Source organism: Deltaproteobacteria bacterium (assembly GCA_016178705.1).
Lineage (GTDB): Bacteria > Desulfobacterota > Binatia > HRBIN30 > JACQVA1 > JACOST01.
This window is the reverse complement of the sequence record JACOST010000032.1, coordinates 85,849-102,386: the sequence shown is the minus strand read 5'-3', so window position 1 is coordinate 102,386 and position 16,538 is coordinate 85,849. Positions and strand designations below refer to the sequence as shown.

The following is a 16,538-nucleotide window of genomic DNA, read 5'->3' as shown; positions in this document are numbered from 1 at the left end:
GCCACGAAGGTGGGTGTCGGATCGGCGTTCAGTGCGCGCCCGGCGTGCGCGCGATGAACCAGCCACGACCGACGCCGAAGAGCGCGGCGCCGCTGAGTAGCGCGAACCCGCCGGCCAGCATCGCGGGTCGGGTAAAGAGATCGACGATGGGCAACGCGCGCGCCAGATGCCCGAAGGTCACGCCGACCGAGAACAGCCCGCCCACAACGATCAGCGCGACGCCGGCGATGCGGCAGGCTTGCCGCAAGCCGATGACTTCGCCGCGCAGGTGGGTATAGAGCTGCGCCTTCTCGTAGGCCACCGCGATGTCGCTGGCGACCGCGTCGAGAAACTCGAGATCATCCGCGCTGAGCGATTCCGACTGCGGGTTCACCACTTCGATTACGCCGATGTTGCCAGACTGCGAGCGCAGCGGCGCGCACAGCAGTGAGTGCGTCGTCATGTCGGTCTGGCGATCCACCTCGCGGTAGAAACGCGGGTCGTTCGCGGCGTCGGCCACGAGCGTCGCCTCGTTGTGCGCCAGCACCCATCCTGCAATGCCCTGGTCGGCGGGAAAACGAATCTCCGCTAGACGCGCTTGCGCGGCCTGCCGTGACTCGCTCTGACTGGCGACCGGAAAATAGAACTCGTGCCGCTCGCGATCGAGTAACAACAGCGCACAGCCCTCGGCGTTGAACAGCTCCCGCGTCCGCCGGGTCGCGTAGCGCATGAGCTCATCAAGCGCGGCGAACGTCGTCAGCCGTCGATTGATTTCGTACAGGAGGTGGAGTCGTTCGCCAGGGGAAGCCATCGTTCGGGAGTTTCCGTGAGTGTGGCGATAGCCTATGTGCCGAGGCCGATGCAATCGATTTGGAGACGGAATTCAGAAGTCAGGAATCAGGAGTCAGAAGTCAGAAACCATGAACCACGAACCAGAGACCACTGGAAACTTGTTCGGCGCTCGCGCTATGGTGCGCACATGGCAGACCTCACACATTTCGCGGAGTCTCCCGTGCAGGTTGGAATCGATCCGGAGAAACTCAAAGCCTTGTTCACCCGCGCCGAGCGCGAGGTGCGCGACGGCTTGCTGCCGTCCATGCAGCTCGCGATCGCGCGCCGCGGCCGGGTGGCAGCGATGCGGACCATCGGCGCCGTGACTCACGAAGGCCGCGCGGCGGACGCGACAAAAGATACATTGTACGTCGTCTTCTCGTGCACCAAGGCGCTGACGTCGACCGCCGGATGGCTTCTCATCCAAGAGGGCAAGCTCGATGTCACCGAGCGGGTGGCGGACATTCTTCCCGAGTTCGGTAGCAACGGAAAAGACGTCATCACCGTCGAGCAGTTGTTCACCCACACCTCCGGCTTTCCACTGGCGCCCTTCCCGATGTCCGAATGGAACGATCGCGCCAAACGGCGCGAACGCTTCGCCCGCTGGCGGTTGAATTGGGAGCCGGGATCGCGCTTCGAGTATCATCCGACTTCGAGCATGTGGGTGATCGCTGCGATCATCGAACAACGCACCGGCGTCGACTTCCGCGAATTCGTGCGCACGCGCATTGCCGAGCCGCTAGGGTTGCGCGATTTGTACGTCGGCTTGCCCCCGGCGCTGCACCGACGGCTGGCGGACATTCAGCACGTCGGCGCGCTGCCGACGGCGGACGAAATGAAGGCGCTCGGTTGGCCGGAACTTCCCGTCACCGAGGTTACCGAAGACGCGCTGCAGGGGTTCAACGATCCGCGCGCGCGCGAAGCCGGCAATCCCGGTGGCGGCGGCACGATGACCGCCGCCGATCTCGCGCTATTCTATCAAGCCTTGCTGGCCGCGCTGCGCGGCGATGACGAACGGATCTGGAAGGCCGACACGGTGCGGCAAGGGTTGCGAGTGCGCACCGGCGACCTGACCGATCCGCTGTTCGGCAAGCGAGTTCACCGGGCCCTTGGGCTGATGATTGCTGGCGACGCCGACCGCACGTATCGTGGATTTGGTCACAATGGGTCCGAATATTCGTTCGGGCACAACGGTGCCGGTGGTCAAATCGCGTGGGCCGATCCGGACAGCGGTATCTCCTTTGTGTACTGCACCAACGGCATGGATCGCCATCCGATCCGTCAAGCCCGCCGGGGTGTCGCGCTGTCCAGCCTGGCTGCGGCCTGCGCGGTTTGAGGCACCGCATCGCTCTGGCTGCACCCGTTGCAGTCGGTGGTATGCGTCGCGTGAGGTCGGCGGCGGTGCGGGAGCCGAAACCGTGGCTGGCATCCCGCCTGCATCCCACCCTTGTGTGATGCTTCTCGACGACTCCCCTCCATCCGCAGTACAGTCCCGGCAGGGTGATGCGACGTAGAGTTCTCATCGGACTGGCCGTCGTCGTCCTCGCCTTGATCGGGGCGTTGGTCGTTGCGCGTGTGCGCGGGCGTGGTCCCGAGATCGGCAAAACCGCGACCGTCGAACGCGGTACGATCGAGCGAGTGGTCGTCGCCTCCGGCACGATCGAACCCGAGCATCTGGTCGAGGTGCGGGCTAAGGTCAGCGGCATCGTCGAGCGTTTCCACGTCGACGCCGGTGATCGTGTGACGGCGGGGCAAGTGATCGCGGAGATCGACCGTGAAACCTTGGAAGCCGCCGTGCGCGAGGCACGCGCCGTCGTTCACGAAGCGCAAGTTGAACGTGATCAGGCCGGCGTCGAGCTGCGCCGCAAGGAAGATCTGTTCCATCGCGGCGTCGAGTCGGCTGATGTCACCGACCGCAGCCGTGCCGACCACGCGCGAGCCGATGCGCGTCTCGATCGCGCCGGCGCCACACTCGAACGGCTCGAGCAGGAACTCGCGTACGCGACCATCACCGCGCCCATTGATGGACTAGTGCTACGGCGCGAGCTGAATCCCGGCGCCGCCGTTGCCTCGGTGGCATCGGTCACCGGCGGCACGGTGGTGATGACGATCGCTGACACGTCGCAAATGCACCTGCTCGGCACTGTCGATGAGAACGAGATCGCGCAAGTGCGGATCGGCATGCCCGCGCGCATTCGCACCGAAACGTACCCGGAGCGCATTTTCCCTGGCCGTGTGCGCAAGATCGCGTCGCTCGGCGATCGCAAGGAGAACGTCACGTCGTTCAAAGTCGAGGTGACGGTGCTCGACGGCGTCGACGCGCTGTGGCCGCGGATGTCGGGCGATGCCGACATCGTTGCCGAGGTGCACGACAGCGCGCTGGTCGTGCCCGAGGCCGCCTTGCTCTACGAGGGCAACGATCTGGTCGTTGAGGTCGTCGAACATGCCTCGCCAGCGCGCTTGACACGGCGAACGGTGCGACTTGGAATTTCGCGCGCCGATCGCGTCGAGATCCTCGACGGCCTCGCGGAAGGCGAGGTGATCAAGTTGCAGTAGGGCAAGTTGCAGCAGGATGGTCTTGTGAGCTCTGCACGACCGCTGATCAGGCTCCGTAACGTCACCAAGATCTACGACATGGGCGAGGCTGCGGTGCGCGCGCTCACGCAAGTCGACCTCGACATCGCGCCCGGCGAGTACGTTGGGGTCATGGGTCCGTCGGGATCAGGCAAGACGACGCTAATGGACGTTCTGGGCTGCTTGTCGCGTGCAACTTCCGGGACGTATGAGTTCGCCGGTCAACGCGTCGATCAGATTGACGATGTCGGCTTGGCGACGCTGCGCGGCGAGCAGATTGGATTCATCTTCCAAGCCTTCAACCTCTTGCCGCGCCTGACCGCGCTGGAGAACGTCGAGTTGCCGCTGCTCTACCGTCGCGTCGGCCGGCACGAACGCCGCGAGCGGTCGCTGGCACTGCTCGACCGCGTCGGACTCGCCGACCGCGCCGCGCATCGACCGACCGAGCTGTCCGGGGGCGAGCGGCAACGCGTGGCGATTGCGCGCGCCTTGATCAATCGCCCGTCACTGATTCTTGCCGACGAACCGACCGGCGCGCTCGACACCGCCACCGGCGACGCCATCATGGACATCATCGAGACGCTCAATCGCGACGGCCAGACCGTGATCGTCGTGACGCACGACCCGCGCATCGGCGAACGCGTCACGCGCATTCTGCGCTTGCGTGATGGCGCTGTAGAACGCGACGAGGCCCAGTCCAAGATAGGCGAACGGATATCGGGTGGCACCGGTATCTTGCCGGTGGACACAGACAAGATGCCGGTGCCATCGTAGCGGATGGGGTGATGCTTCTCGCCATCATCAGACAAGCGCTGACCACCATGCGGTTGCACCGCCGGTGGGCGGCGTTGACGATGTTCGGCATCGTCTGGGGAACCGCCTCGGTGGTGTTGTTGGTGGGTTGGGGAGTCGGCGTCCACGGCATGGTCGATCGCGGCATGCAGAAGATTGGCAAGAACCTCGTGTACGTATTTCCCGGCCGCGTCGGCGAGGATCTCTCGCCCGCCGAAGAGCGGCGCACGCTTAACTTCAAGCTCGCCGACGTCCAAGCGGTACGCACCTCGGCACGCCATGCCGAAGTGGTGAGCGCGGAAGTGCTAGAATGGACGTACGTGCGCGGAGCGGCGGCAGGACGGTCGGTGGATGTGCGCGGGGTCGAGCCGACGACGCAAGCGCTGCGCGACTCCACGCTCGCGGCGGGACGATTCATTCTGCCTGACGATATTCGCTACCAACGCCGCGTGGCGGTGATTGGACAGACCGCGCGCGAGCGGCTGCTCGGCCCGCGGCCGGCAGTTGGCGCGCGCGTCAGCATGGATGGGCAGAGCTTTGAGATCGTCGGCCTACTCGACCGCGTCGGCACGCAGCTTAGCCGCAATCGCACCGAGATCGACGAGCAGATTTGGATTCCGATCACCACCGCGATGACGATGACCGGGCGCGAGCACGTCGATCTGCTGATGACGCGGCCGACCGAGCGTCGCCTGAACGAAGTGGTGAAGCGTGAAGTGCGCACGATTCTCGCGCGGCGGCTGCACGTGTCGCCGGCCGACGAGGAGGCGGTCTTCATCGCCAGCATGGTCGACATTCTGTCCGGCTTCGATTCGGTGTTCGCCGGACTGCAGGTGTTTCTCATCGTGTTGGCGATCGGCACGCTAGCCATCGGCGGCATTGGCGTCATGAACATGATGTTGGTGTCGGTGAACGAACGGCGGCGGGAGATCGGCCTGCGGCTCGCCGTTGGCGCGTTGCGACGGCACGTCGTCGGACAGTTTCTCATCGAGACCTTGGTCATCACGTTGCTCGGCGGCTTCACCGGGTTGGCGCTGGGGCTCGGCGGCTGTGTCCTCTTGGGGACCCTGCCGCGCGACGTGGTGCCGGTACCGGTGATCGTGCCCCAGGTAGTGGGGTTGGCGCTGGTGGTCACCACGCTGGTGGGGGTGCTTTCGGGCAGTGGTCCGGCCTGGCGCGCCGCGCGGGTGGACCCGGCCGAATCGTTGCGAGCGGAATGATGCTGCGGGATCTGTGCGCCGAGGCGCTGCGGAATATTCGCGTCCATTGGTTGCGGGTGCTGCTCACCGGTTCGGGCATCGTGTGGGGCATCGCCTTATTCGTCGCCCTGACCGCGGTCGGCAACAGCAACCGTGAACACTATCGCGAGAAGATGGAGGCGATCGGCCGCAAGGTGGTCTATGTGTTTCCCGGTGTGGTGCCAAAGCCCGGTGGCGGCAATCGCAACGCCCGCCGTGTCGAGCTCGACGTGGACGATCCGCCGCGGCTGATCGCATCGCCATTGGTCGAGCACGTGGCGCCGGAAATGTGGAGTGGCGCGCGCGTGCTCAAGGGCGGCGCCCACATCAAAGTGGTGTGGACGTACGGGGTCGGGCCGGCGGCGGCGAGCATCCGTAACTTTCAAGTCGGACGCGGCCGCTTCATTACCGAGGCCGACGTGGCGGCGCGCCGAAGGGTGCTGGTGATCGGGGCGACGGTGGAGCGGCGCCTGTTCGGCCGGCAGTCCGGTCTCGGCCGTGCCGTGCGTTTGGACGGCCATCCGTTTCGCATTGTCGGCGTGTCGGTGCCGAAAGGTGAGCAGATGGTCAACATGGGTCCGCGCGACGACGAGCAGGTGCTCATGCCGATCTCGACGGCGCAGACCCTATTCACCGGCAGCGACAAAATCGGCTACGTGATCTACGAGCCGCGCACACGGCCGGAAGGCGTGACCTCGATCGCGCGGGTACGCACGACCCTCGGGCGCCACCACTACTTCAAGGCGACCGACGAGGAGGCGCTCGGTTTCTTCAATATCGCCGACGCACTGAAGCTGACCGAAGTGATCGGCTTCGCCCTGCAGATCTTTCTCACTGCCTGTGGCGTGTTGACGCTGATCGCCGGCGGGGTGGGGGTGATGAACATCATGTTGGTGGCGGTGGCGGAGCGCACGCGCGAGTTGGGGCTGCGCAAGGCGCTAGGCGCCACGCCGCGCGCCATCATCGTGCAGATTCTCTGTGAGACCGTCCTCGTCACCGTCAGTGCAGGGACCGTGGGCATCGGTCTCGGCGGCAGCATCATCTTCGGTCTGGGTGTGTTACGCAGCCTATCGCAGCGCGCCGAGTTTCTGATGCCGAAGGTGACGCTGCCGCCGGGATTGGCGCTGCTGTCGTTCGCGATGCTCGTCGGGGTGGGCGTGATCGCTGGGATTGTTCCGGCGTTGAGAGCCGCCCGTCTCGATCCGGCGGTCGCCTTGCGCGAAGAGTGAAACCGTCAGCTCCGCTCCCCGCGTAGCCGATTCGGATCCCGCGCTTTGCTTCCTCTTTGACCGGGCTGTGGTAGATAGCCCGCGCCATGGATTCACTCGCTACCGTGCTGCGGCGGATTCCGATCTTCGCTGAGTTGCCGCCGGGCAGCTTCGCGAAGATCATCGCTGATTTGCGCGAGGAGTCGCATCCGCCCGGTACGGTGTTGTGTTACGAGGGGGACGAAGCGCGCGACTTTTACATCATCAAGTCCGGCAGCGTCGAAGTGCTCGTCAACCGCGGCGGTGATCAGCGTGAGCTGGTGGCGGTTAGCGGTCCGAGTGACTGGTTTGGCGAGCGCGCGCTGTTCTCCGATCGGCCACGCACGGCGACGGTGGTCGCGCGTGATCACGTGGTCGTGTGGCGGTTGGCCAAGGACAAGTTCGACGCGCTGATCGAAGAGAACCCGTGGTTGATCCTGCACTTCACCGAGGTGATCAGCGACCGGCTGTACCGCGGCAATCAAGAACTCTCAAAAGTGCAATCCGCGTTTGCGAGCCAGATGGAAGTCCTGTTGCGGGCGCAATCGCCAGCGCGGCGCGCGTTCCTCATGGGCACGGCGGTCCTGACTACGCTGGACCCGCCCATCATTCACGATCTGCTCGGGAGTACCGATGCCGCGGCCGAACTCAACGCGATCGAGGCGCAGGGCGGATTGGTCGCCCGCCTCGATGGTGTGGTGAGCTATCTCGAAGCGGTGCGCGAGTTCTTGCTGGCGAACGTGACGGCCGAAGTGGGTGCCGACGGCGTGCGCGAGCAGCACCGCCGCGCGGCGGCGCTGTATCGTACCGCGGGGCGTCGCGAGCCGGCGATTTCGCACCTGCTCGATGCTGGTGATTGGCGGGCGGCAGCGGAACTGTTGGCGGCTCATACCGAGGAGTTAATCGCGAGCAATCGCTTCGATCTGCTGCAGGGTTGGGTCAGTCGTTTGCCCGAGCACGTGATCGCGGAACTATTGCCGACACTGGTCGAGCGCATGGAGCGTACGCTGCGGCCCGCGGCGACGGAAGCGGTGGCTACTTCGTTTCGTCAACGAGTGGCGGATCGCTTCCAGTCGGCGCGCGCCTTGTGGTGGTTCGGGGCGGTGCTGGGTGTCGCGGCGGGCGTCGCCTTGTGGGTGGCGCCACCGCCAGCCGGGTTATCGTCCAGCGGGATGCACATGCTCGCGCTGTTGGCGTGGGCGGTGGTGTTCTGGGCGTTCGACGTGCTGCCCGACTACGTGGTCGGGCTCGGCATGATCATCGGCTGGATTCTGCTCCGGGTGGTGCCGCCCGAGGTCGCTGTGTCAGGCTTCACTACCCCGCCGTTCTTTCTCATCATCGGCGTGCTTGGCATCGCGGCATCGCTACAAAGTTCCGGCTTGTTGTTTCGCCTTGCCTTGCGCGTGTTGCAGCGCTTCCCGCTGACCTATCGCGGCCAAGCTCTTGGCTTGGCGCTGAGCGGCACGGCGATCACGTCGGCGATTCCCGATGTCACTTCCGGTGTCGCCATCGCCGGGCCGATCATTTTGGCGCAGTCGGAGTCGCTCGGGTACGGCAGGCGCAGCAGCGGCTCGGCGGGCCTGGCAATGGCTGCCGTGCTGGGCTTCGGACAAATGAGCCCGTTTTTTCTCACCGGCGCGGCGGAGAATTTGCTCGCGTGGGGTCTGCTGCCGGCCGCCATGCGCTTCCAGATCACCTGGGGCAGTTGGGCGTTGGCGGCGTTGCCGTTGGCGGTGGTGACGTTTGCCGTCGGGTTCGCCGTGACCATGTTTCTGTTCCCGCCGGAGTTCCAACCGACGATCTCACGTGGCCTGATCGAAACCCAGATCGAAGCGCTCGGCCCAGCATCACGCGCCGAGATCGTCAACGGGTTGGTGCTCATCGGCGCGATGCTCGGCTGGATCACCGGACCATACCATGGTGTCGACGCCGCGTGGGTGGCGATGACCGGCCTCGCGGTGTTGCTGACAGCGAACTTGCTCGACCGCGCCACTTTTCGCGCCGGGATCTATTGGGACTTTCTTTTCTATCTGGGGGCCGTACTCGGGCTGACGCCGGTGGTGCAGGCGGTCGGGGTCGACCGGTGGACGATCGGGCTGCTGGCGCCGCTGTTGGAGCCGATGACCCAGCATCCCACCCAGTTCTTATTGGTCATGGCGCTGGTAATTTACGCGGCGCGCTTCGTGTTGCCAAGTTTCCCGTTGGTGTCGCTGTTGACGATCACGGTGGTGCCGATCGCCGCGCATGCGGGCATCAATCCGTTGGCGATCACGCTGGTCCTCTGCACAACCGTGGCGGTGTGGTTCTTGCCGTATCAGAGTACGTACTATCTGGCGCTCTACTTCGGCACCAAAGAGCGCGCCTTTTCGCACGGGCAAGTGCGGCTGCTGGCGTGGAGCTACGGGCTGATCTACCTGCTCGCAATCCTGGCCGCGATTCCCTGCTGGCGGTTGCTGGGGTTGCTGCCGTAGGATCGCGGCGGGTCGGCGAGCGCCGCGGCGACGGCGGCGGCGACGGTTGCGGGCTCGAACGGTTTGAGCAGCAAGCGGGCGCCGCCCTGCTCGATGGCGATGCGAGTGGATTCTTCGGTATCGGCGGTCACGATGATCACGCGGACGTTGCTGTCGAGGTCGCGCAGTTGCGCGAGCACATCGAGACCCGACTCGGCCTCGAGGTTGAGATCGAGCAACACCAAGTCGGGATGCTCCGATGCGAACCCGCGCTGCGCTCCGGCACCATCGCTGGCATCGACGACCGCGTAGCCGCGCGGCTCCAGCATCCGCCGGAGCAGGCGGCGCATGAGCGCGGAGTCATCGACAATCAGAATCGTGTTCATGGGTCTCCTTGAGTGGGCGCTGCCGTGCGTGCCAGGCCGCAACTTCGGTGGCGATGCGATCGAGCGGGACGATGCGATCGACGGCACCGAGCCCGATGGCCTCCTTGGGCATGCCGAAGACGATGGAACTGGCCTCGTCTTGCGCGATGGTGAAGGCGCCAGCCTGCTTCATCGCGAGCAGGCCGGCTGCACCGTCGGCACCCATCCCAGTCATAATAATTCCCAGCGCGTTGGCGCCGGCGTGTGTCGCCACCGAGTGAAAGAGGACGTCGACCGAGGGCCGATGGTGGTTCACCGCGGGCTGGTCAACGACTCGTACGCCCAGGCTCGCACCGTCGCGCGTGATCTGCAGGTGATGATCGCCAGGAGCCACCAGAGCGACGCCGGGCTCGATCGGATCACCGTCCACGGCCTGCCGGACGCCCAGCGCGCACTCGCAATTTAGTCGTGCGGCGAGTCCGCGCGTGTAGCGTTCGGGCATGTGCTGCACGATGACGATGCCGGGGGTGTACGATGACAGCGCCGCCAACACCGTCTGTAACGCCAACGGTCCACCGGTTGACACACCGATGGCGATGACCAGGTCGTCGGCCTTCAGGTGTGGCGCGGTTGCCGCCCCGCGTGCCAGCGCACGAAAGCGGGCGCGCGTGCGTGCCGCGGCTACGATCGTCTCACGCAGGTCCGCGGTCAGGGCGCCGAGGTGAGTGCGGAGATCCTGAGGCGGTTTGCTGACGACCGCGTACGCCCCGAGCTCCAGCGCCCGCCGCGCGGTCTCTCCGTCCGGTTCGCTGCGCGCCGACACGACGACGATCGGCCGCGATGGATCGCGCGTGACTTGGGCCAAGAAGGCCAGGCCATCGCTATCCGGCATCGCGAGGTCGAGCGTGACCACGTCCGGTTTGAGCGACTGCATCTTGCGTCGCGCGAAGTCCGCGTCGGCGGCGGTCCCGACGACATCAATGCCAGGGTCTTGCGCCAGCGCGCGCGCAAGTTCCTGGCGGACGAAGGGAGAGGAGTCGACGATCAAAACGCGAACCCGCGGAGCCATGATGTGGGGCCTCAGTGCCTGTCCCCAGCCGTGTCGGGTGCGGCCAGTGCCGCTACTAGCACTCGACGCAGGCCGCCACGCGACCCAGCGCTCGTGCGCCCGCGCGTGACGACAACGACGCCGGTATCGGTGTGAAAGCGGACTTGGCGGGGGTAGTGCCCGCCGACATCCTCAGCCACGATCGCGATGCGCTCGCGCGCCAGGAATCGTCGCGCGAAATCGATGTTTCTCCGCGGCAAGTCGTTGGCGAAGTCGGGCGTCGAGAGCAAGTGCCCACCGCCGATGATGGTCGCCAGCAGGCGGTGGCGCACAGCGCCGGCCGCCATCAGCGCACCGAGGAGTTCGATCATCGCTGGCAATCCGAAGCGCGCCCGGTCGGTGTGCGTGCGCCGATCGGGTCCGTTGGGCAGGGCGAAATGATTCATGCCGCCCACGCGCGCGACCGGATCGAACAGGCACACGGCGACACACGAGCCGAGGAGCGTGCGCAGGAGGAGCGGGCTCGCACAGGCGTGGACCTGCCCGATGAAGAGAATCCGTTCCGGTCGGCGGGGCTGCGTCATGTCGTGCAACGGTGCGGATCGTTCGCCTGATAGATCGTGTGCCCGAGGTGGTGGAAACGTAAGCCGCGGCCGAGCAGACTCTCGGAGTGGCCGAGCACGAGCAGGCCATCGCGTTGCAGCGCGGTCGCCAGTCGGTTCAACACCTGCTGCTTCGTCGGCGCGTCGAAATAGATGATGACGTTGCGGCAGAAGATGCAATCAAAGCGCGACAAGACCGGCCAGGCCGCGCTGAGCAGATTAATGCGCGTGAAGGTGACCAGCTGTTGAATCCGAGGTACCACTCGTACGAGCCCTGTCGAGGCACCCGTGCCGGTTTGGAAGTAGCGCTGGCGCAACGGCTCGGGAACCGGGTCGATGCTCGCGGCGGGATAGACGCCGGCCCGCCCCGTGGCCAGTGCTTCGGTGTCGATGTCGGAAGCCAGGACGTGAATGTCCCAGCGCGGCAACGGTTGCAGCGCTTCGGTCAGCGTGATGGCAAGCGAGTACGCTTCCTCACCCGTCGAGCAGGCGCTGCTCCAGATCCGCAACGTGGGCGCGCCGCCGCGGAGCATACGGGCGCGCAAGGTCGGCAGCCACTGGTGCACGAGGTAGTCGAAGTGATGCGGCTCGCGGAAGAACGCGGTCGTGTTGGTGGTCAGCGCGTTGATGAAGCGATCGCGCTCCTGGGCGCCGGGATCGTGTTGAACGAGGTAGTCGTAGTACTCGCGGTAACTCTGCAAGCCGAGCTGTCGGAGCCGCTTCGCGAGGCGTGCCTGCAGCAGCGGCCGCTTGCACTCGTTGAGCGCGATCCCGCTGTGCATTTTGATGAGGTCGCGCAAGAGGCCGAACTCACGATCGCCGAGGGCCGCGTTCATCGGGTTCCGTTGCGCCTCACACGGCGCGCGCGATCTGCGCCGGTGGCCGGTCCATGGCGGCTAGGTCGTCGCCCACCAGACAGGAGATATCCAACAGGGTGATAACCTGGTCCTCGACACAGGCGACCCCGCGGATGAAGCGGACATCGACGTAGCCGCCGAGATCGGGCGGCGGCTGCATCTCGGTGGCCCGGAAGTCCAGAACGTCCGACACGCCGTCGACTAGCAAGCCTGTGGTGCGTGTTCCGACGGTGGCGACGATGATGACTGCATAGCGCGTCGGTGCGATGGCCGGCAGGCCGAATTTCACGCGCAGATCGATCACTGGGATGATGGTGCCGCGCAGATTCATCACGCCCTTGAGGAAGGGCGGGGTGTTCGGAATCGCCGTGAGTGCAGCCCAGCCCTTGATTTCCTGCACGTTGAGGATGTCGATCCCGTACGTCTGCTCCGCCAACGTGAATGTGAGGTGCTGGCGTGGCGCAGTGGCGGGGGGTTCTTGTACGTTCATGCGGATCTCCTGCGTGCTAGCACGTCGCCATGCCGTCATATGGTGCGGAGGCTTCGTCCTGCCCGCTGGGGCTCCGGTCGCTTCGCTTACCGCCGGGCCCGCCGGAGGCGCCGATGCCCCGCGGGAGCGCGTTCGTCGCGGCGGCGAGTCGTTGCGTCGCCGCGACGACACTACCACCGCCCTCGGCGGCATGACGCATCGGTCTCGTAGTTCCATGCGCGATGAGGGAAGCGAATCCGAAGGTGACCTGTGTGCTCGTGACGCCCAGCCCAATCAGGCCGTACGTCCGCTCGCGGATGAAACCGCCGGCGTCCCCTTCGTCAAGGCTGTTGCGCGTGGCGGCCATCTTCAGCACGTGATCGATCGCGATCCGATTGGCATCGTACGTTTGTCGGAGGACCCGCTGGCCGGCGGGTGGTCGAGGAGAAAGCCGACGGCAAAGCAGCAAACGGGCAGGCCGTCGATGCGTGATGGTGCGGGCGCGAATGGCACTGAGCACTGTGACCTCCGTAGGGTCGCCGTACCGCGCGTGCAAGCGGACTAAGTTGCTGTCCGGTGATGGAGTGTGATGGGCTTTCCGTTGCCCGCGCGCACGACGCGGACATTGTGAGCCTGGGCAGACAGCCAAACGGGGGACGGCGGTGGAGGGAGTGCCATGGGTACGCCACCCGCGGCCCTGAACGACACGTGACTGTTCACCCCAGGATCGTCGGTGGCTGTGCACACGTTGGGCGGTTCAGCCGAGACGCGGAACTGGTTGACGAGCGTTTCGACCTCGACGGCTTGGCTGGCGAGCGATTGCGCCGTCGCTGACAACTCTTCGGTCTGCGCTGCGGTGGCTTGTACGACCTGATCCATCTGCGTCACGGCGGTGTTGACTTGGGTGATGCCGGCGGCTTGCTCTTGCGCCGCGGCGGCGATGTCCGCAATCAGGTCGCTGACTTGTTGGACCGAGCTGACCAAGGCGCGCAGAGTCTGTCCCGATTGGTTCACCAGTTCCGAGCCGGTCGCGACGCGTTGCGACGAGTCGTGGATGAGGCCTTTGATTTCCTTGGCGGCCAATGAGCTGCGTTGCGCGAGGTTGCGCACTTCGGTGGCGACGACGGCGAAGCCGCGGCCGTGTTCGCCGGCCCGCGCGGCCTCGACCGCGGCATTGAGTGCGAGCAAGTTGGTCTGAAAGGCGATCTCGTCGACCACGCTGATGATCTCGGCGATGCGCGCCGCCGAGACCGCGATGTCTTTGATCGATGCCACCGCGGCGCTCACGACGTCGCCGCCGCGCTCGGCGCTCTCGCGCGCGCCCGCCGCCAGCTGCGTGACTTGCCTCGCGTTATCCGCACTCTGCTTCACGGTGCCGGTAATCTCCTCCAGCGACGCGGCGGTCTCCTCGAGACTGGAGGCCTGCTCCTGGCAGCCGCTGGAAAGATGGGCCGAGGCGCCCGCCAATTGTTGCGCGGCCTCGGCTACCGCTGTCGCGGTGTGCCGCACCTGCGCGACCAGTCCGTCGATCCGGTCAAGCGCTACATTGAACCAACGCGCGAGCTCTCCGATGTCATCGGTCGTCGTGACGTGCCAGCGCTGGGTCAGATCCCCCTCCGCAGTACGCTTCATGACGCCAATCGCTCGGTTCACCGGCCGCGAGATCGAGGCTGCGATCGCCACGCCGGAGAGCGACACGAGCAGCAAGAGTACGAGGCCGATGATTGCGAACGCTGATTCGCGCGTGCGGACAAAGTCGGCCGCCCATTGTTCGGTGGTGGCATTGATTGCGCGCCCCTGCTTGACGATGTCATCGACGGCGGCGCGCTGCTCTTCGTAGGCGGGATCGAGGGTGGTGTGGAGCACGACGGCGGCCTGCGCGATGTTGCCCCCCAGCACCGCCGGAATGAAGTCGCGGTCACGCGCATCGAAGAAGCGCATGGCCGGGACGTGCGCCTTCACGGCCAACAGGTCCTTGAGCGCCCCGTCGGGGAGTTGCGAGAGCCAGAAGTGCTGGCGGGCCTCGTACAGCTCGCGGAGTTGCTGGCCGCGCTGGACGAGATCGTCCAGCGTGGGCCGATCGGACTCGTCTAGCATCTGCAAGACGATCAGATAGGACGGGAGCAAGGTGGCGAATGGCGGCGCGACGTCCGCGATGAGTTCATGCCCCTGCACTACGCTGCGGTAGACGGGGCCGTTGACGGCGACCGTGCTCAAGACTTGGCGCCCGAACACGCCAAAGCCGGTGAAGCCGAGCAGCAAGATGCCGATCAACCCCAACAGTTTGGTGCGGATTCTCAGATTGCCGATTCCGGTGCGCATAAGGGCTCCTGCTGCAGTTTGGGTGAGTGCATCGCGATGGGAAGCCCGGCGGCCGTTTGAGCCGACCGGGTGGGGCGCCGACTGAGCGTCATCAGTCCTGCTACGTCGAGGATCAAAGCCACGCGGCCATCCCCAAGAATGGTTGCGCCGGCCATACCGTCGACGCGACCGAGGTTGGTGTCCAATCGCTTGATGACGATCTGTTGCTGCTCCAGCAAACGGTCGACGAACAATGCGACTTTGACGCGCTCGGCTTCGGCGATGACCAAGAGTCCGTCGGTCAGCTCGGTGGTGTCGGGAAGGACATCGAAGAGCTGGTGCAAGCGCAGAATCGGCAACACATGGCCGCGCACCCGTACCACTTCGCCTTCGCCGAGAAGACGTTGCAGATTCGCCCGCTGCGGCCGCAGGGACTCGGCGATGTTGCCCAGCGGGAGCACGTAGACATGTTCGCCCACCTGCAGCAATTGCCCGTCGAGCATGGCGAGCGTCAGCGGCAGGCTGATGCGGAAGCACGTTCCGTGTCCTGGCTGGGTAGTCGTGGTGATGTATCCGCCGAGCGCGGCGATGTTGCGCTTGACGACATCCATGCCGACCCCGCGCCCCGACACCGCGGTGATGGCCTCGGCGGTGGAGAGTCCGGGGTGGAAGATGAACTGGTAGACATCGTCGTCGCTGAGCACATCGCCCGCGGCCACCAGCCCGGCGGCCCGCGCGCGTGCGAGGATGCGGTCGCGATCGAGTCCGCGCCCGTCGTCCGCCACCTCGATGAAGATGCGGCCGCCTTGTTGATGGGCGCAAAGCGTGAGCCGGCCGCTGTCCGCTTTGTGCTGTTCGCGTCGAACCGCGGGCGTTTCGATGCCGTGGTCGATTGCGTTGCGCACCAGATGGATCAACGGGTCGGCTATCTTTTCGCTGAGGACTTTGTCGATCTCGGTCTCTTCGCCGGTGACCTCGAGCGTGATCTGTTTGCCGCACTGGTGTGCGAGATCGCGTACTACCCGCGGCAAGCGATCGAAGACGCCGCGCAGCGGGAGCATGCGGATGCCCATCACGCGCTCTTGGAGTTCGCGCGCGCTCTGCTCCATGGTGGTGACGGCCTGGCGGAGGAGGGGCAGCTTGTCCGTACTGAACGTGGCGACGAGTTGAGCCACCATCGATTGGGTGATGGCGAGTTCGCCCGCCAGGTTGACGAGCTGATCGACCTTGTCGGTGGCCACCCGGATCGATCCGGCTTCGGGCTCGCTGGCGATGCTGGCGGAACGTTCGGGTCCCTCGACCACGAGGCTCGCAGACGGCGCCGCGGAGGGCGTGGCGGCCGGTGTGACCAGCGCGCTGAGCCGGGCGAGCAAGGCGTCGCGGGTGGCGGGTACCGTTGCGCCGCCGCGAACGACGCCAAGCAAATTGCGCAGAACATCGAGAGAGCCCAATAATGTATCCATCGTCGCGCGGGCGTAGGGCAGCCGCCGATCCCGCAGGCAGGTCAGCACGCCTTCGACGGCGTGCGTGAAGGTGGCGATGTCTTCGAAGCCCATCATCGCGCTGTTGCCCTTGATCGTGTGCGCGGCGCGGAAGGCGGCGTTCACCGCTTCCGCGTCATCGGGTGCCGCTTCCAGCGCGAGCAGATTCCGTTCGAGCAGCCGCAGCGATTCGTCCGCTTCGTCGAGGAAGGCCTCGGTCTCCGCTGGGTCGTGTGTCAGATCATTCATCGGTCGAAGGTGTGGTCGTTGCCACACCGCAGAGCATGCGGCCTGTGTGCCAGCG

15 protein-coding genes are annotated in these 16,538 nt (G+C 65.6%); 6 read left to right on the top strand and 9 right to left on the bottom strand.

Annotated elements, in window-relative coordinates; genetic code table 11:
* Positions 1-28 precede the first annotated feature (28 nt).
* Positions 29-790, bottom strand: a complete 762-nt coding sequence (locus tag HYR72_25340; GenBank protein MBI1818319.1) for a GAF domain-containing protein — start codon at positions 788-790, stop codon at positions 29-31.
* A 168-nt stretch (positions 791-958) separates the two neighbouring features.
* Here HYR72_25340 and HYR72_25335 point away from each other — a divergent pair, with 168 nt between their 5' ends.
* The 6 genes from HYR72_25335 (at position 959) to HYR72_25310 (ending at position 9,132) form a co-directional block, all read left to right on the top strand.
* Entirely contained in the window at positions 959-2,146 is a 1,188-nt protein-coding gene (locus tag HYR72_25335; protein MBI1818318.1) for a beta-lactamase family protein, read from the top strand.
* 167 nt (positions 2,147-2,313) lie between these two features.
* Complete coding sequence (locus HYR72_25330; protein ID MBI1818317.1) at positions 2,314-3,366, top strand: efflux RND transporter periplasmic adaptor subunit; 1,053 nt, start codon at positions 2,314-2,316, stop codon at positions 3,364-3,366.
* 42 nt (positions 3,367-3,408) lie between these two features.
* On the top strand, positions 3,409-4,158 hold the full coding sequence (locus HYR72_25325; protein MBI1818316.1) for an ABC transporter ATP-binding protein: 750 nt from the start codon (positions 3,409-3,411) through the stop codon (positions 4,156-4,158).
* An 11-nt stretch (positions 4,159-4,169) separates the two neighbouring features.
* A complete protein-coding gene (locus tag HYR72_25320) occupies positions 4,170-5,396 on the top strand; it encodes an ABC transporter permease (protein ID MBI1818315.1) in 1,227 nt (408 codons plus the stop codon).
* Positions 5,393-6,643, top strand: coding sequence for an ABC transporter permease (locus HYR72_25315; protein ID MBI1818314.1), 1,251 nt, complete (start codon positions 5,393-5,395; stop codon positions 6,641-6,643). The genes HYR72_25320 and HYR72_25315 overlap by 4 nt, the downstream gene beginning before the upstream one ends.
* A gap of 86 nt (positions 6,644-6,729) precedes the next feature.
* Complete coding sequence (locus tag HYR72_25310; protein MBI1818313.1) at positions 6,730-9,132, top strand: anion permease; 2,403 nt, start codon at positions 6,730-6,732, stop codon at positions 9,130-9,132.
* Here HYR72_25310 and HYR72_25305 read toward each other — a convergent pair.
* The 8 genes from HYR72_25305 to HYR72_25270 are packed head-to-tail and all read right to left on the bottom strand — an operon-like array spanning position 9,072 to position 16,483.
* The gene (locus HYR72_25305; GenBank protein ID MBI1818312.1) at positions 9,072-9,497 is read right to left on the bottom strand and encodes a response regulator; all 426 of its coding nucleotides are present in this window, start codon (positions 9,495-9,497) and stop codon (positions 9,072-9,074) included. The genes HYR72_25310 and HYR72_25305 overlap by 61 nt on opposite strands.
* Positions 9,472-10,545: a chemotaxis-specific protein-glutamate methyltransferase CheB gene (gene cheB / locus HYR72_25300; protein MBI1818311.1), complete on the bottom strand. Its 1,074-nt coding sequence runs from the start codon at positions 10,543-10,545 to the stop codon at positions 9,472-9,474. The genes HYR72_25305 and cheB overlap by 26 nt, the downstream gene beginning before the upstream one ends.
* An 11-nt stretch (positions 10,546-10,556) precedes the next feature.
* Positions 10,557-11,108 (bottom strand): chemotaxis protein CheD, encoded by a 552-nt coding sequence (locus tag HYR72_25295; protein ID MBI1818310.1) that lies wholly within the window; start codon positions 11,106-11,108, stop codon positions 10,557-10,559.
* A complete protein-coding gene (locus HYR72_25290) occupies positions 11,105-11,962 on the bottom strand; it encodes a protein-glutamate O-methyltransferase CheR (protein MBI1818309.1) in 858 nt (285 codons plus the stop codon). Before HYR72_25290 ends, HYR72_25295 begins: the two co-directional genes overlap by 4 nt.
* A 16-nt stretch (positions 11,963-11,978) precedes the next feature.
* Entirely contained in the window at positions 11,979-12,473 is a 495-nt protein-coding gene (locus HYR72_25285) for a purine-binding chemotaxis protein CheW (GenBank protein MBI1818308.1), read from the bottom strand.
* Positions 12,474-12,489: 16 nt separating this feature from the next.
* On the bottom strand, positions 12,490-12,972 hold the full coding sequence (locus HYR72_25280; GenBank protein ID MBI1818307.1) for a hypothetical protein: 483 nt from the start codon (positions 12,970-12,972) through the stop codon (positions 12,490-12,492).
* Positions 12,973-13,013: 41 nt separating this feature from the next.
* Positions 13,014-14,774: a HAMP domain-containing protein gene (locus HYR72_25275; protein ID MBI1818306.1), complete on the bottom strand. Its 1,761-nt coding sequence runs from the start codon at positions 14,772-14,774 to the stop codon at positions 13,014-13,016.
* On the bottom strand, positions 14,750-16,483 hold the full coding sequence (locus HYR72_25270) for a chemotaxis protein CheA (protein MBI1818305.1): 1,734 nt from the start codon (positions 16,481-16,483) through the stop codon (positions 14,750-14,752). Before HYR72_25270 ends, HYR72_25275 begins: the two co-directional genes overlap by 25 nt.
* Positions 16,484-16,538: the final 55 nt, after the last annotated feature.

Coding starts and splice junctions, on each gene's coding strand:
- HYR72_25295 (MBI1818310.1), bottom strand. CDS start 11,108: ATGACGCAGCCCCGCCGACCGGAACGGATTCTCTTCATCGGGCAGGTC.
- HYR72_25320 (MBI1818315.1), top strand. CDS start 4,170: ATGCTTCTCGCCATCATCAGACAAGCGCTGACCACCATGCGGTTGCAC.
- HYR72_25315 (MBI1818314.1), top strand. CDS start 5,393: ATGATGCTGCGGGATCTGTGCGCCGAGGCGCTGCGGAATATTCGCGTC.
- HYR72_25305 (MBI1818312.1), bottom strand. CDS start 9,497: ATGAACACGATTCTGATTGTCGATGACTCCGCGCTCATGCGCCGCCTG.
- HYR72_25340 (MBI1818319.1), bottom strand. CDS start 790: ATGGCTTCCCCTGGCGAACGACTCCACCTCCTGTACGAAATCAATCGA.
- HYR72_25335 (MBI1818318.1), top strand. CDS start 959: ATGGCAGACCTCACACATTTCGCGGAGTCTCCCGTGCAGGTTGGAATC.
- HYR72_25270 (MBI1818305.1), bottom strand. CDS start 16,483: ATGAATGATCTGACACACGACCCAGCGGAGACCGAGGCCTTCCTCGAC.
- HYR72_25330 (MBI1818317.1), top strand. CDS start 2,314: ATGCGACGTAGAGTTCTCATCGGACTGGCCGTCGTCGTCCTCGCCTTG.
- HYR72_25285 (MBI1818308.1), bottom strand. CDS start 12,473: ATGAACGTACAAGAACCCCCCGCCACTGCGCCACGCCAGCACCTCACA.
- HYR72_25310 (MBI1818313.1), top strand. CDS start 6,730: ATGGATTCACTCGCTACCGTGCTGCGGCGGATTCCGATCTTCGCTGAG.
- HYR72_25290 (MBI1818309.1), bottom strand. CDS start 11,962: ATGAACGCGGCCCTCGGCGATCGTGAGTTCGGCCTCTTGCGCGACCTC.
- HYR72_25275 (MBI1818306.1), bottom strand. CDS start 14,774: ATGCGCACCGGAATCGGCAATCTGAGAATCCGCACCAAACTGTTGGGG.
- cheB (MBI1818311.1), bottom strand. CDS start 10,545: ATGGCTCCGCGGGTTCGCGTTTTGATCGTCGACTCCTCTCCCTTCGTC.